This window comes from Paenibacillus sp. JT22N12, from assembly GCF_056269365.1.
On record NZ_JBWDNU010000005.1, the window covers coordinates 412,165 to 428,481 of the forward strand.

At 53.8% G+C, this 16,317-nt stretch carries 10 protein-coding genes; all 10 read right to left on the minus strand.

Annotated features, from left to right (window positions below; translation table 11 throughout):
• Positions 1 to 127: 127 nt before the first annotated feature.
• The 10 genes from AC0YOA_RS21080 to AC0YOA_RS21125 all read right to left on the minus strand — a co-directional run bounded on the left by AC0YOA_RS21080 (position 128) and on the right by AC0YOA_RS21125 (position 16,278).
• Positions 128 to 1,123 (minus strand): phytanoyl-CoA dioxygenase family protein, encoded by a 996-nt coding sequence (locus AC0YOA_RS21080; RefSeq protein WP_475788268.1) that lies wholly within the window; start codon positions 1,121 to 1,123, stop codon positions 128 to 130.
• A 91-nt stretch (positions 1,124 to 1,214) separates the two neighbouring features.
• Complete coding sequence (locus tag AC0YOA_RS21085; protein WP_210038731.1) at positions 1,215 to 2,114, minus strand: AraC family transcriptional regulator; 900 nt, start codon at positions 2,112 to 2,114, stop codon at positions 1,215 to 1,217.
• 199 nt (positions 2,115 to 2,313) lie between these two features.
• Positions 2,314 to 3,375, minus strand: coding sequence for an NAD(P)/FAD-dependent oxidoreductase (locus tag AC0YOA_RS21090; RefSeq protein WP_475788269.1), 1,062 nt, complete (start codon positions 3,373 to 3,375; stop codon positions 2,314 to 2,316).
• 32 nt (positions 3,376 to 3,407) lie between these two features.
• Complete coding sequence (locus AC0YOA_RS21095; protein WP_475788270.1) at positions 3,408 to 4,406, minus strand: FecCD family ABC transporter permease; 999 nt, start codon at positions 4,404 to 4,406, stop codon at positions 3,408 to 3,410.
• Entirely contained in the window at positions 4,399 to 5,409 is a 1,011-nt protein-coding gene (locus AC0YOA_RS21100) for a FecCD family ABC transporter permease (protein ID WP_475788271.1), read from the minus strand. Before AC0YOA_RS21100 ends, AC0YOA_RS21095 begins: the two co-directional genes overlap by 8 nt.
• 126 nt (positions 5,410 to 5,535) lie before the next feature.
• Complete coding sequence (locus AC0YOA_RS21105) at positions 5,536 to 7,527, minus strand: ABC transporter substrate-binding protein (protein ID WP_475788272.1); 1,992 nt, start codon at positions 7,525 to 7,527, stop codon at positions 5,536 to 5,538.
• A 654-nt stretch (positions 7,528 to 8,181) separates the two neighbouring features.
• Positions 8,182 to 12,288 (minus strand): IPT/TIG domain-containing protein, encoded by a 4,107-nt coding sequence (locus AC0YOA_RS21110; protein WP_475788273.1) that lies wholly within the window; start codon positions 12,286 to 12,288, stop codon positions 8,182 to 8,184.
• A 796-nt stretch (positions 12,289 to 13,084) separates the two neighbouring features.
• Positions 13,085 to 14,176: a PdaC/SigV domain-containing protein gene (locus AC0YOA_RS21115; RefSeq protein ID WP_475788274.1), complete on the minus strand. Its 1,092-nt coding sequence runs from the start codon at positions 14,174 to 14,176 to the stop codon at positions 13,085 to 13,087.
• Between the two features lie 158 nt (positions 14,177 to 14,334).
• Positions 14,335 to 15,309, minus strand: coding sequence for an ABC transporter substrate-binding protein (locus AC0YOA_RS21120; protein WP_475788275.1), 975 nt, complete (start codon positions 15,307 to 15,309; stop codon positions 14,335 to 14,337).
• A 123-nt stretch (positions 15,310 to 15,432) separates the two neighbouring features.
• The gene (locus AC0YOA_RS21125; protein WP_475788276.1) at positions 15,433 to 16,278 is read right to left on the minus strand and encodes a helix-turn-helix domain-containing protein; all 846 of its coding nucleotides are present in this window, start codon (positions 16,276 to 16,278) and stop codon (positions 15,433 to 15,435) included.
• Between the last annotated feature and the right edge of the window lie 39 nt (positions 16,279 to 16,317).

Below are 16,317 nucleotides of genomic sequence, written 5' to 3' on the forward strand. Positions count from 1 at the left end.
CCGTAGGGCTGTCAAAAAGACGCTTCCAGCGCCACTGATACAGTGGTCTTGGAGGCGTCTTTGCACGCTGCCCGGATGTGACTCGCTATCTCTTTTGGGATGGCTGCTTCCCGCTTCTGCTATTACTCTAGTCCTTCTTCTGCGCGACCGGCATCATCATGCCGTTATCCATGCCCATCATGGTTACGCTGTCCGCAGACTCGTTCTCTTCCGCGAGGAACACCTCGGTCCCGAAGGCAGGCTTCGCGTAAGGCAGATGCGTCCGGCCGCGGGCCAGAATCTGCCGGTAATTGCCGGAATCGCCTTCATACCCGTCATGATCCCAGGGCACCCAGGAACGGGCGCTGCAGTAATGACAGACATACGAGCGGCGGTAGCGGTCCTCCGTCCTGTTCGGATAAGACCGGTGAAACAGATGCGAATGGAAGAATAGAACATCCCCCGCTTCCATAGGCACCGGTATCGCTGGCGGGTATTTCGCCACGATCCTGGAGAGTGTGTTTACCTCATCATCGAGATGACTGACGTTGTGCACCGCGTTCAAATCCCCGAAAGCATCCAGGGCATGAACATTGCCGCCACCCATTCCTTCCGGCGGGTAGACCGGCTCATGATTGGAGCCCGGCACCACCCACAGGCAGCCGTTCTCCTCGTCCGCCCTCTCAAGCGCGACCCATGCTCCGACCAGCGTATCCGGATGCGTTTTGATGTAGCAGGAGTCTTGATGCCAGCCTTGTCCGCCCCGTCCCGGCGGATTCAGAAACATCATCGATTGAACCGCATAGACATCGGGCCCGATAAGAGCTTCCGTCACATCCAGGATTCTTGGATTAAGAAGCCCTTGCTCGGCCACGGGATCCAGCCTGGAGAGCATATGAACGCGCGTCAGGTTGGTGAATTCCTCCTTCAGCGGATCCTTGCTATCCAGATCGGGAGCCTTGACTTTCTCCTTGCTGTCCAATCGCGTTTGCTCTGCCAATTGATAGAGCCTGCCGATGTCTTCTTTTGATACGAGACCCTTGACGACGACATATCCTTCGCGATGGTAATGCTTATATTCATCCACGCTTACCAAATAACGATCGTTGCGCTGGCGCGACTTCGGTGTGTAAAATTTGCCCATTGCCGTATCCCTCCACATCAGCTGCTTTCACTATCATTGTGCATCATGCAAGAGAGCGTTCTCAATGGAGCAATCCGGCAAAACGATGTATTTATTTGATATGGTTATTGACCACAATATGACGGTTCACCGTGTATGGCGCTTCCGTACCGGCAGACTCGGCCATATGGCGGAAAATCGGGTTCCGGCATTGTTGAATGTAGTCGGAAGCCGAGATTCCGCGAAGCTTTTTATAGGTTTTGGAGAAATGATGCTCGTCGCCGAAGCCGACTTCATAGGAAATTTGCTTGACAGACCACTGGCCGTTCAGCATCAGCTGCTCCGCCCGCTTCAGGCGGTGCTCCAGCAGTGCCCGCTTGGGCGTCATGCCGACGCTTGCCCGGAACATCCGGGTAAAATGCTCATGCGACCAGCCTGTCTGGCGGGCGATATCTTCAATCGTCAACGCCTCGTCAAGATGCTCCTCCATATACGCGATGGCCCGCGTGATCTGGATGGGCACCTGAAGCAGGGTGTCCTCGGGCGGCTGATCCGCCGATGCGCTCAGTTCCTCAAGCGCCGCCGCGAGCAGAACGGACAGCCGCCTTTTCCAATGAAGGGACTGCTTGCCCGAAATGCGGAGCATTTGCCTGATCAGGTCGGGAATGAGGCTGTTCGGGCGGACCGGATGCACGGCACGATCATGCAGGAGCGAAATCAGCCGGTTATCCGTCAGGCGCAGCACCTCGTAATCAAAATGCACGAACAGATGGCGCACATTCTTCTCCTTGTCAAAGCAGTAGCGGTGACGTTCATCCGGGCGCGTAAAAACAAAGCACGGATCATTCAGTATATGCGGCTTGCCCTCGAGCTCGTAGACGGTATCCGTGCCCACTGGAAAATAAACCAGTTCATAATCCTCGATGGTCCGCGCATCCAGCACAAAACCGGCTTTAATGACGATATCCCCGACACTATGAACGATCGGCCATCCGTCCTCTGGTGCGGCCATACCCTGTCCACTCCTTTTCCGGTGAAATGCCCTTAAGCGGGCGGGTTTATGGCCATTATACCGCTTTTGGGCGCTCGCTGCTCGGGCGAACCGGCAGCTTCTCACGTTCTGACCGTTCATCTGCTTCCCGCCGATAGATATCAGGAGTCTGCAGCTTCCTTTCTCTCCTCCCCAGGAAACAAACAACCTGCTGATGTTCTCAGCGATGCGCCTCTTCCTCCGAAACGCTCAAAGCCTCATTCTTCTCATTGAATCTGCTATTATGCGAGGAGACATATGCCGTCTTCGGCGCATCCGGCTCCATATATAATTTGGCGCTGTTGACTGCCAGGGCCGCATCCGTGAATGTGCCGGCGATCAGATGGAGCTTGCTCGGGTAATTCGCCGTGTCTCCCGCTACGAAGACACCGGGCAGATTGGTCGCCAGCTTCTCATCCGCGTTAATATTCCACTCCCCCATATCCAGACCCCATCCGGCTATCGGACCCCTGTCGCCGCGCAGACCATGATTGACGATCACAGCATCAATCTCCAGCCGTTCCGCTTCTCCGGAGAGATGGCCTTCCGGATTCACGCGCTCAATCGATACCGCTTCAATCCGTCCTCCGCTGCCATGCAGCTGCGTAACCGCATAGGGCGTTCTTACATCGACGGACGATTCCTTCATCCGGCTTACACTCTTCTCATGCCCGCCGAAACGGTCGCGGCGGTGCACCACGGTCACCTGCCCGGCGATCGGCTCCAACTCATTGGCCCAATCCACCGCGGAATCCCCTCCGCCGGAGATAAGCAGCCGTTTGCCGCGAAAGCCTTCCACTTCCGTCACCGTGTAATACAGATTGGCGGCCTCGTAGCGTTCCGCTCCCTGGATCTCCAGCTTCGCAAGCTTCAATACGCCGTACCCCACCGCTAAAATCAACGTCCGGGTATGATGGCGCTCTCCGGTTTCAGCGGTCACAATCATCGTACCGTCTTCCAGCCGCTCCAGCTTGTTGATCTGCTGCCCCAATACGATCGCAGGATCAAATGTGCAGGCCTGCCGGACCATTTGACGGGTTAACTGCTCGCAGCGGATAGGCGGAACTCCGCCGACATCCCAGATCATTTTCTCCGGATAGATGAGCGTTCTTCCGCCGAGTTCTTCTTTTGCCTCGATCAGCTTGGTTCTCATATCCCGCATGCCGCTGTAGAAGGCGGAATACAACCCTGCCGGTCCCCCGCCTATAATGGTCACGTCATAAAGCTCTGATGCCTCTTTCATACCATTTCCTCCCGCCATGATGGATTTGCAAGTTATACCGCTTTACGTTTGAACAGCAAATACATGAAGAAAGGAGCGCCGACCCCCGCCGTGAAGACACCTGCCGGAATATCGAGCGGCTGGAACAGCATTCTCCCCGCCAAATCCGCGAGCAGTAAAATAATCGCGCCAAGCAGCGCAGAAACCGGGATCACGATTGTATAGGAGCTGCCTGCAAGCCTTCTCGCGATATGCGGAGCGAGCAGGCCGATGAAGGAGATGGTCCCTGCCACTCCGACCGCGGCTCCGGCCAGCGCCACGCTGTAAAACAGCAGCAGCATCCGGCTAAGCTGAAGGCGGCTTCCGAGTCCGACAGCCGCCTCCTCGCCCAAGGCTTGAATATTCAGCTCTTTGGCAAACAGCAGGGACAGCGGAATGAACACAGCGATCCAAGGCCATAAGGCTTCAACATAGCTCCAGTTGGTACCGTAAATGCTTCCCGTCATCCAGTTCAATACCTGCGCCGCCAGATAAGCTGGACCGCTTATGAGCAGGAACATCGTCATTGCGCTCATAGCCGTGGATATGCCGATACCGATAAGCACCAGTCTGAATGGGGACACCCCTCTCTTCCATGCGAGTCCATAATTGATAGCGACCGCAATATAAGCGCCTGCTATGGCAATTACCGGCACGAGATGTATGCTGTAGCCTGTGAATAAGGTCATAAAGGCGACCACCGCAACCGAGGCTCCTCCCGTTACTCCCAGCAAATCCGGAGACGCAAGCGGATTGCGGATCACCCCCTGGAGCAAGGCGCCCGAAACCGCCAATGCCGCTCCGATCAACAGGGCCGCGACTATTCTCGGCAGGCGGAGCTGCATGACGATGAGATCGCTGCTCTCTGCATTCGAGCCTATAAGAGAGAAGAATACTTCTTTGATGGGAACATGGACTCCGCCTATGGACAAACAAACAAGCGATAAAACGGCTGCAAGAAGACTCAAAGCGGCAAGGATAGCCATGGATTTTCCTGTTCGGTGTCTACGCATGCTTCCTCCTTCTCGCCACATGAATCAGGAAGGGCACCCCGATAAGCGCCGTTGCGACGCCTACAGGAACCTCCTTCGGCATAAGGACGAAACGGGCGGCAATATCTGCAGTCACCAGCAAAATGGCACCTGTTACAGCACAATAGGGCAGCAGCCAGCGGTGATCGTTTCCTGCTATGTATCTGCATAAATGGGGGACGACTAGTCCTACAAAAGCAATAGGACCAGCTGCGGAAACAGAGCTTCCCGCCAGCAGGACTACAGCAAGGCCTGATAAGGCTCGCGTAAGCATTAAACGCTGGCCGAGACCTCTGGCGCTGTCATCTCCCAGAGCCAATACATTCAACGAGCCGGACAGCATCGCCGCTATAAGCAGTCCCGCAGCCATATAGGGCAGCACAATCAGCAGCTGATCCAGCTGTCTTCCGGATACAGAGCCGATCATCCAGAACAAGGCGGATTCCAGCGAATCTTTATTAATCAGAATCATGCCGGATGTGACCGATGAAGCGAATGCCGCAATTGAAGCACCGGCAAGTGTAAGCCTAACTGGTTCAAAACCTCCGCTCCCCTGGGTACCCAGCGCATAGACCACTGCCGAAGTCACGACCGCGCCGGCAAAGGCAACCCAGATCATGCTGTTCATCGTAAGTGACGAGCCAAAAACAGCCAGTCCGATCACAATAAACAAGGCTGCACCGGAGTTAATCCCGAATATGGATGGAGAAGCGAGCGGATTCCTCGTTAAGATTTGCATAATCGCCCCGGCTACGGCCAGACATGCGCCTACCGCAGCCGCAGTCAGCGCCCTGGGAACGCGTGTCGTCGTAATAATGAGATGCTCATTGGAGCCATCGAACTGACTGTAAGCCAGCCATAAATCGCTTAAGCCGAATTGTTGATGGCCGAACAAAATACTGGCAAGAATTGTGACAAGCAGCAAAATCACACCTGCCCCCAGTCCCAGCAGCTTCCGCCATCGGCTTTGCATCCATAACGCCAAAATACGTCCCTCCCGTGTGCAGGCTTGAAGAACGCCCTCGCGCCCGCCTGTCATGGTTCCGTTGAAATAAAAACAAGCTGACGCCAAATCGTGCCGACATCAGCTTGCGGATGAAATCATGCCAATCTATTTTACGTCAAAATATTCAATGAGCTCGTCCAGGAGCAGATTAGCCGCTTTATAACCGCCTGCCGTATTCCAGATGGCTTCATCGACTTGAATAACCTTGTTGTTCTTGGATACGTTCAGGTTTTTGAACAGGGGATCCTTCATCCACTCTTCAACCACTTTGCTCCCGTCTGTCGTGCCGGGGGAATCCGTGACGAAGTAAAACATCACATCCCCGTCCATTTCGGGAATCCGTTCCTTGGACATAACCTCGATAAAGGCATCCTTATCCTGTGACGCTGGGCGGGCAATTCCTAATTGGCTTAAAAGTACGCCCGCGAAGGTTTGCTTCTGATAAATCCGCACCTGCGAGGCGGAGAAGCGCACAAGCGACACTTTCGTATCCGCTTTGCTGCCAAGCTTGGCCTTTACATCCTCAACGCGCTTGTCGAAGTCAGCCATAGCCTTCTCGCCTTCTTCTTTCTTGTTCACGGCCTCCATATACAGATTGAAGTTGACTTTCCAATCACCGCCCAGATCCTCCGCGAAGACAGTAGGGGCAATCTGCTTCAATTGCTCATATATTTTCTCTTGCCTGACTTTATTTCCAATAATCAGATCCGGCTTGAGGCTTGCGATCATCTCGATATTCGGCTGCAATTCGTCTCCGACAACTGTGACATCCTGCATATCCTCTTTTATATGGTCATACCAGGGATCGCCGATCCAGGACTGGACAGCGCCGATTGGCTTGATACCGACAGTAAGAAGGGCTTCGGTTCCTTCATTCGTCAGAATGACGACGCGTTCGGGCGTGCCTGTGAGCGTTTCTTCGCCCATTGCGTGTTTGATTACCCGCGGCGCTTCGGCTTCCGGTGTGTTCGCAGCCGCCGGCGCGGCGGCTGCCGCATTGCTCCCCGCCGTGTTGGCCGTATTGGCCGTATTGCCGTTCATCGTATTCGAATTGTTCGTGCCGGTCGTGCATGCGCTGAGCAGTAATGTGAAGCAAAATAATAATGTTGCGGCCATGGATATTCCGGACCTTCTGTACATGAGTGTATTTCCCTCTCCTTTATATTGATAATGATTATCATACTCATTAACAATATAACGTCGAAGCTTTTTGGCAGCAATAGGGGATCCCGACAAAAAGGATGGATTATTTCGACTCCCTTCCGTTTGATGGGCGTTTTCTTTGAAGCTCACCGGAGATACCCCTACCATTTTCTTAAAGACACGGCTGAAATAATAGCTGTCTGAATACCCGACGCTCTCCGCTATTTCCTTCAGCGTATATGCCCTGCTCCGCAGTAGCTCCTTGGCCTTGTTCATGCGGACGTGGATCAGATAGTCGATCGGACTGGTATTCTTCTGGCTCTTGAATATCCTCAGCAGCTGTCTGGAATTGCAATCCAGCAGCTCCGCCAGTGATTCTAGCGTAACCTGCTCCCGATAATGCTCCTGCATGTAACGGATGGCCTGCTCTGCCAGATCAGGCTTGACGCTGCAAACGCCTTGCTGGTGCAGCTGCTCCATAAGCTCATAGACAAACTGGTAGAACAGCGCTTTGACATGCAGCTTTTCCAGCGTATCGGGCCGCTGCCACTCTTTGTACATCAGCTCGGCCTTGGCGGATAAAGAAGCCGGAAATTGCGGAGAAAAGCCGTATTGCATGTGAAACGGGTTTTCGGTTTCCATGATCCTTAGCAGCTCCCGCCGGTACGGCATCGGCAGAACAGCCTTGTACAGAATCAGATAAAACTCGAGGATTTCTTCAACCGCAATATCCAGGCACAGTCCTTTGCCGCCATGAAGAACATGGAACCGCTCCACTATGCCGGCAGCTCCGTCCATCCGTATCCGGGCACTGCCGCGTGTGATATATATAAAGGCGCTTGCCGGCAGCCGGTAAGCGTGCAATTCCTCCCCGGACTCCATGATTGTATGGCGCACATCCATCACCCTGATGAAAACATGATTCCACAGTATGATATGGTCATTAAGCTTCATCCGTCTATCTTCCTTCCCTTCCAAACCTATCAAATGGATCAAATTCGAAAATATACCAGGCTTTGAAATCATTATAAATGATAATTATTCTCAGTTACAACCTGAAAATTTTAATGCCCCCTAAATCCCCCGGAGGGGGACCCCGAGGGCGCCTGCCCTCTGGACACCCGGAATGGTATAACGCAGGCGCTGCCGAGAAGCGTATTAGTTACTGCCAGATATCCTCGTTTACGTCCCTGTCGGGACCCATTTTAACTTTTTCCGCACTCGAGCTGCAGGACAATACCATTCGGCGGTAAGACTCGCCGTCCCCCGGCATCGCACATCTCCGGCCCTCAAGCCGGTTTTTCCTGCTTATATCGCATCTCCGCTGCGATTCGGACACTCCAGCAAGGAAAAACCTTGCTGGAGCTGCCCCGCAACCCCTCAGCACCTTTGCCAGCGATCGATTCTCCGCTCCAGGCCGGTTTTTCCTGCTTACGTCGGATCCCCGCCGCGATTCGGACACTCCAGCAAGGAAAAACCTTGCTGCAGCTAGCCCGCCCCCCCATGCTCCTCACTCTCCGGCCTATTCGCTCTCCCAGCCTTATATCTGAACATGAACAAGGCCGGGCAGCAATTGCCTGCCCGGCCTTGTCCATTCCTGATTTCCCTCTAGCTGAAGCTGATCGTCTGCACGTTCAGATCCAGCACTGTCCAGTCGGGTACTGCAACGACCAGATCGTAGCTGCTTGGCAGATGAATAGCCTCCACCTTATCGTTCTGAGGTGTATTGGCGGCTTTATCGATCGTGAAGGCGCGCACCTCGACGGTCTTCGCGCTGCTTCGGTTGCCGATACGCACGACCGACATTTCGGGAGACAGCGTGATGTCCAGTCCTGCGGCGGGTCCTCCGCCAATTCCCTGAATAGCGAACGCCCGTACCTGATCGTCGATTTGGCGGGCAATCGTCATCGTGAATTCCTTCTCCGCCCCCGGTGTAAAACGAAGCTGCGTGTAATCCGCATTCGTCGACAGCAGATCCTCCTGCCCCACTGTCGTGGATACATCCGAGATGACAATCGACAAACCGTTGGGGAGAATGGAGTTGTAGGTATAGGTCCCCGCGCCGGTGCCAATAATTTTCCGCGAGAGCGGCACATTTTCCGGCAGCAGGTATGCTCCGGGAATCAGATAGCATGGATGGCTGTCCGGAATGCCCGCATGCAGCTGCGAGCCGAAGCGGCCGGTCGCAAGCCCGTTCTCGTCCGTGATCTGCAGATCTGCCGGCGAGAGCAGGAAGTCGAACACGAAGCGGGTAAGCCCGAACGGTCCGCTGAAGGGCAGATCGTGATCAGCCAGCATATACTGGCCGTTCGTCATAAGTCCCAGCGTAATGCCATCCTGACTGCGGAAGCTCACCACGCCCGGATCGGCAAAGTATTCAAATTCGAAGATGCCTCCATTACGCTTGAATTTGAGCCTGCATTGATCGGATTCCGGACGGTTGCAGTCCCATACGAACATCTCGACACCGTCAAGGTCGTTAATCGTCGTTATTCCATCGGCGGACAGCTGTGGCCCGGGATGTCCGTTCGGATAAACAAACTTGTAAGGCATAACGCAATGCGAGCTGCTCAGCTTGTCCGTATACCCTGCATCCCATACCTCGCCTGATGGGATAAAGAAAAGCAGCGGAGCGTTGTCGCGGTCGCAGCCGCGCAGGAACGCAGCTTCAATCTCGCGACAGGTTTTCTCCACCCGCGCCGTTCCTTCGCGGCCCTGATCATGAAAGTGGATCAGGCTTTCACGGCTGAGCAGCTTGCCGTGCACGCCGGTCAGCTGCTCCTGCAGCTCTGCTTTTGTCAAAGTCGGCGTATCCGTCCGTCCCTGCCAGAAATTATCCGCGACGATGCTTGCCAGTGAGGTGCAGTAGCCGGTAGCCAGTCCGCCGTTGGCCGTCCCCTTGAGGAAATAATGATAGAAGCCGTAGAAGGCCGCTGTCAGGATCGGGTGGCCAAATACCGGGTCCAGCTGCTCATGCCAGATTTCCGCTGCCCCGAAGGTATCCTGGTACGTCCCCCAATCCGGGACGCCGTCGGAGAAGTTGCCGAATTTTAAATTATGGACGCCGTATTTGAACGGAATTTCCAGTACCCTGGCTACCGATGCGGATCGGCCGTTGCTGACCAGACCATCGGGATTTCGCACCTGAAGCGATACATTGCCCCCTGCGCTGCCCGTCCCGCCGGTTCCCGGCATAACAAAGGTGAGCTGGGTCCGGCCAAGCACATCCGCGGGTGCCGCAGCACCATTAACGAGCACTGAGGCTCCCGGCAGGAAGGCGCGTCCCGCAAGCGCGATGGTCGATCCCGGTATCAGCGCTGTCACGAAGGTATCCAGCTGCGGCTTGACCCGCATCGTGATCCGGTTGCTCTCTGTTGCGTCCTCCCGGCGCACGTATACGGTCTTCTCTCCCCCTGCCGCATCCAGCGGAATCGTGACGGACAAGCTTTCATCCGCATTAACTGCCGGCACAAGCACGGTTCCTCCGAATACGACGCGGTCGTGGCTGGTGAAATGGCTACCGCGAAGCGTCAGACTATCCCCCGGGAACGCCTGGGTCGGTGTGATTTCCGACAGCCAAGGGCGTTCCAGCAGGTCCTCCCAGGCATCATCGGAAAACTCAAAAAACTGGATACTTCCATCAAGGCCCTCGTAGGCGGCATCCATACCCGGATTGCCGCGCTGCCCCTGTGCCCCGCTTCTTCCATCCCGCGCATCCTTACAGGTTTCGCCCACGCCGCTTCTGCCGCCGAAGCCCGGAAAACCGCCTTCGGCGCCATTGCCGCCGCGTCCGCGCTGGCCACCTTGATTCTTGATCTTGAACGCGCGGCTGGTCACCGTCGATACCAGCGTTCCGTCCAATACGCCGATCGTAATATTGCCGCCTGCTCCCCCGTTGCCGCCACGGCCTCCGCGTCCACCGGCACCGCCGTCGCCGCCTTCACCGCCATCGCCCGGATCCTCCCAGCAATGCCAGCCGAATGCCCACCACCGGTCGCCCGCCTCCCCGTCAGCGCCGTCGCCGCCTCTGCCGCCGCGCTGGCCAAGCCCGCCCTTGCGGCCGTCTTCTCCATTCAAATCGAGATTGGGCATAGCGCTCATATCGCGCACCCACATTTCCAGATTGGGGGCCACCGCCCCCTTCGCCCCATCAATACCCGGTTCACCGGAGCGCCCGTCATCGCCGTTCAGACCATCCCGGGAATCCGGCTTGGTATGAACACCGGACCATCCCCGGCCGTTCAGATCGGGATTATCCAGCCTTGGAGGGGTTTCACCGCCCGGTCTGCGCCAGGTGATCCTGGCTTGATCACCGCAGATGATTTTCTCGGCGATGATATAGAAGGTCGATACGTTGGGCTCCACCACAAGCTCTGTTTCCGTCAGATCCAGCGTATGGGCGATAATAACGGCGCTGGATACGGGAATAGTCTTCAGGCTGAACAGCTGCGCACCCTTCTCCGAAAGGGACGGCCAGTCCGCCGGCTTGGGAAGCTCCAGCTTGTCGATGATCGCCACATCATTCAGCTGAATGGCGTTGCGGTTAACAGTGATCAGCTCCGAGATCGACGTGTTGCGCAAGGACTGGCGGAGAACCGGACTCTCGCGCAGGACATTGGTCGGCATCAGAACTCCGCCGCGCCTCACGGCATCCAGACTTCGCGAACCGGCAGCCGGAGACGTTCTGGTAACGGTCGGAATACCTATTCCTCCCGGAAAGCCAGGACGGGGAATCGTCGATATGGGAGGCGTGTTCTGCGACGGCGGCAGCCATCTCCTGAGAGTGGATGTGCTGTTGCGGTTCACCAGATACTTCGCCAGACTATCCCGCTTCGCCACAACATCTGTTACGGAGGACAGCTGGAGCGCAATTTGGGGCCAGTCAATGACGGCAGCCGACGTCTTGCGCGGGGCAATCAGAATTTTGCCAGGCGTCATAACTGTCTTGGCCGTGAACTTCAGGGTCCCCAGATCCGTCAGCTTCTCGACCCCAGCCGCATTCATCAGATCCTTCACCGGCTGCAGGCGCGCCCGGCTGATATCAGGCTGCAGAATAACCTTAATGTTGGGATTGCCGATCACCTGCCTCACGGATTGCTCGATGCCCGCTGCCTGCTGCTGCTTCAGCGTCGCGAAATTGGCGCTCACCGCACCGCCGCGGATAACCGTTTGGCCGATTCTTCCCGTGAACGCGCTGCTGTGGCCGTCAATGCCCGCCCCCAGCTTGAAGCCAAGCTGTCCGACATTTTGAATAGGACTCGAAACCGCTTTGGATCCCACAACCTGATTATTAATATGAAGCTCCATGATACCGGAATCATCCCTGGTAAACCGGACCCCGGCTGCTTCGCCCGCCTTGATCAGCGCGCTGCCGCTGTCCAGCGTCTCCCAGCCCGTGGAGGTGTGAACAGCACCAACGAGCCTGCCGCCTGCCTCGAGATACAGGGCTACCGAAGGACTTTGCGCCTCCATAATGGTCTGCCTGCCGCCGTCCACCCCATCGGGAGCGATGGTTGCTTCGAGCGTAAAGGACTGCAGCGACTCCAACGCCTTATTGCCCGCCAGTTCGATGTAGCCTTTGTCCAGATGGAAGCCCATGTCGCCGTCAAGGACCTTCGCATTGACGGTCTGCGCAATGGAGATTCCTTTTATTGAACCGTCAAAAGCCCCTTCGCTGTCGCTTTTCAATAAGAATAAAGCGGTTCCCTTTTCCATTCTCATACCTCCTCTTGGATTTACCTTGCGTGATTCCATTCGTAAATTCGAACAGCCACAATTCTTATATCCGCGAAGCTGCCAAGATGAAGGCATATATGACGTCAGCCCTGCGCTCTGACCGGGAACCTTAAATCCCGGAAAATCAGACAAATCCGGTGTGATTCAACCGTTTTCATTTTATTCGACTAGTTAAATATTCCAGACTGCAAAATTCGCAGCAAGCGCCTAAAGACCGAGTAGGATATCCATTCAATCGACCTACTCTGTACGCCGCCAAGTCTGCTTTTCCCGATTGTTTGAACCCGCAGTCCCCGGTTTTTTGCCAAAAACGGCAGGGTGCGACAGAGTTCGATGTATTTTGAAATCAGCAGGTCAATTAAACAAGCTGCGGAGAACAAATCGTAATATACTCCTTGCCAACATGCGGGCGATCCTCCTGTTTCCATTGCTTATACTGCGGGTCACGTATAACCTATCGAGCAGAAATAAAGGGCACCCAATTGGATGCCCTTAGTTAGTCGGAAGCTATTCACATGACTTTTTTGACAATGGTTATTGGATCAGCCTTATTGAACCATCATGAATTATATTAAATCGGACTTTTGCAGCAGCCGTTGCATGGTATAGCTGCCACAGCTTCTATTAAGGGTAAATTATTTCTGAACACTTCATACTACAATCCATCTTATAAAAAAAAGCCGACCCCCATTAGTTGGGATCGGCTGTAACGCTTAATTAAATGTGATTAACAGATTATGACCTGCCTGTCTGCATTCTTCCCTCATTAGCACAGTTATTTAAAAGCCGAATACGGAATAACAAACTCCGGCATTCCATCAGCAAATGCTGTGTATTCATATTGCGTGAAGTAAATAACAACCCCGTTGCGGTTGAGGAAATAATCGCGATTCGCCTCTATAGTCTCAAAAGGAGCAATCAACGATAATTTCCGGCTTTTAATTTGCTCTTTAATCTCATTATTAATAATGGATACATAATTCGCATTCTTTTCAATGACATCCTTCAATGACAGCAGATCGCCCGTTGCCAGATCGAATGTATAAGGCACGCGTGCCGTAATCCCGTGTGCTCCCCCCGAATAGACATAATAATCCACGTAAAGGCTCAATCTGCCCTTCTCATTATACGTAACGGTATACCGGCCGTCGAGGCTTGGCTGCCGAACCTCAGCCTTGGGATCCCCGGCCAGGATTTCATTGTTTCCTTTTACAACCGGGTCCATTTCCTTCGATCCAGCCGCAACATGCTTGTCGGCCTCCTGCTTCAAAAATGCATTAATTTTCTGTTGGACCTCCACATTGCTATAACCCGAGATCGCAGGATAGTAAACCGATAATGACTTGCCGTCTCCATCCGCACCGATAACTTCAGATTGAATTTGCAGATCATTCTCTTGAATCGCATGAATTCCGATTAGCTTTGTGCTTTGCTCATAGGCAATATCATAACCCATTCGCTCCAGCAAAAAGCGAAGCGGCAGGTAAGTCGTATTATCCTGAACTATCACTTGAGGTCCGGCAATCAGTTGGTTGTTCAATGTGATGGCATTGCTTTTCAGATTAATCTCCAGCAGCCGGTCGTGACCTGAAATTTTAGCTATCTGGGTATTCTTATCAAAATTTGTGACCAGCCCCAAGGCCGTATTAAAATTCCGCAGGGCAATGTAGGTTGAACCCTCTTTATTGATCGTACCGATGCTCGTTTTAGCTCCTTCTATGTTAAACGGCTGTGCTATAATCTTGAATTTCGAACTGGAAGCTGCGGCAGACGCATGATCAGCAATTGACAGTGCTACTGGAGATGCGAGAAATGCTGCTGCAAGAGTCAAGGCAAGCAGCTTTTTTTTCTTACTATTTCTTTTCAATTGTCAACAATCCCTTCATGTGTCGGGCAATCGCCCACCTGTAAGTCAAATGAATGCATCATCCAATAAACGGTATTATATCAAGAAAGGTTGCATTTTTAGAGCAAAAAATAAACGGGAGGCTGTTTAGCCTCCCATTTATCTTACTTTCGCAGGGACTATTTGTTCCCGCTCATAATTTGATCCATGAACTCCAATCCCTTGAACTGCCCCATGGCGAGCGGGCCCACGATTTCCGTGTCCACGATGAACATCTTCTTATTCTTCACCGCGGCCAGACTGTTCCACACCGCATTCTTCGCAAGCTCGTCGGCAGTCAGCTCTGCGGCATTGGTAAAGTCCTGGCCGAGAAAGATATAATCGGGATTCCATTTGCTGAGGCCCTCGAGGCTAATCTCCCCGTAATCCTCCATATCGTCAAACGCCTTGAAGCCAAGCTGTTTATAATAGGGCTCCATTCTGGGGCCGCTGTAATAATAGAAGCCCTTGCCCCAGGTCATCATAAACACAGCCGTCTTCCCCTTCTCCCCCGACTGCTCCATCCTGGCCGCAACCTCATCCAGCTTCTTATGGTACGAATCGATATACTGCTGCGCCGCTTCTTCTTCGCCGATCACTTCTGCAACCTTCGTGATTGTTTCCTCCCATTTCTCCGAAACGGGAATCACGATCGTCGGAGCGATTTTGACAAGCTTATCATAAATCGCCTCTTCATAATCCGAGGTGATAATGACATCCGGATTCAGAGCCATTATCTTCTCGAGATTCGCTTCGTCCCCCAGATCGGCGATTCGTCCGTCGCTTACGAACGGCTTGTACACCGGGAAATTCTGAAGCGATTTGAGCCCCACCACACCCGTGACAGCATCGGCTTGTCCAATGGCGAATAGATGCTCGGCGTATGGGAAATAGGTCACGGCAATGGTTTCAGGCTTTGACTCCAGCGCTACTTCTCCCTTGGCATCCTTGATGACCTTGGGGAATTCCGCAGCCTGCTGCGCAGGCTCTGCCGCCGGACTGTCATTGACTTTGTCGGCATTCGGAGCTCCGCACCCCGCGATTGCGATTAGCACTGCTCCAAGCAGCCAAGCTGCCCGGAACCGGAATCTGCTTTTCTTCTGTAATCCTGACATGATATCTGTTCCTCCACCCTTATCGTTTGTCCAGCCTCAAGCCTGAAGCTTGTAATATTATGATAATGATATTCATTATCAATGTAAATTATAAGCATAAACAGGCAGGAGGGGAATAGACAATTACTCAAGTAAATGTGGATTATTACCCAGACCGGCCCGGAAGGCTCTCGGCGAGCTGCCGGTATGCTTCTTGAACAGACGGCTGAAATAGTGCGGGTCACTGTAACCGATGCTCTCCGCGATCCCGCTTATGCTGCAATTGCTTTGTGCCAGGAGCTGCCTGGCTCTTTTCATCCGGTGCTGAATCAAATAATCGATGGGAAACATCCCGCTGTATTTATTGAATAAATAGGAGAACTGCTTGACCTCCAGCCCCTCCAGCTGCGCCAGGCTGGCTAAGGTTATCGGCTCCCTGTAACGGTTATGTATATAATCGATCGCATGCCTGATCAGCTCCTCACTCTCGCGGTTCTGCTGATTGCGGGCTGCCGTTAATGTTTCATAGAGCAGACTGTAAAATAATTCTTTGATTCGAACGGCCGACATATGGCCGGGGACGCCATATCCTTCATGCAGCAGCTGAAGCAGCTGAGCAATGATCGCATTCTCACCGGTATCAAGCGAATAATGGGTATCCGCATAGCGCTGCCTTCCAGCTTCCGCTTCATGGGCAAGTGTGTAATGAATCAGGCAGTACTCCAGGCCGGGCTCGTCAATGACAAGAGAGAGCTCCATATTCTTCGCCCCATGTACGATTTTTCCAGGAATCAGCTCATAGGCCTCCCGTCCTTCAAAGATGAAGGTCCCTCTTCCCCGCAGCGCAAATACAAAACCGGAAAAGGGAGTCGGGTATTCACGGGTATGGGCAGGATAGGAGCCTGACGGTAAAAACACTCGATAAACACCGTCTACGGACAGCTGTCCTCCGGCGATTTGGCCCGCCAATTCATTCAAATCCACTTCCATTGCGGCCAGCAGCCTCCTTTCCTTTTCTCATGCCTTTGA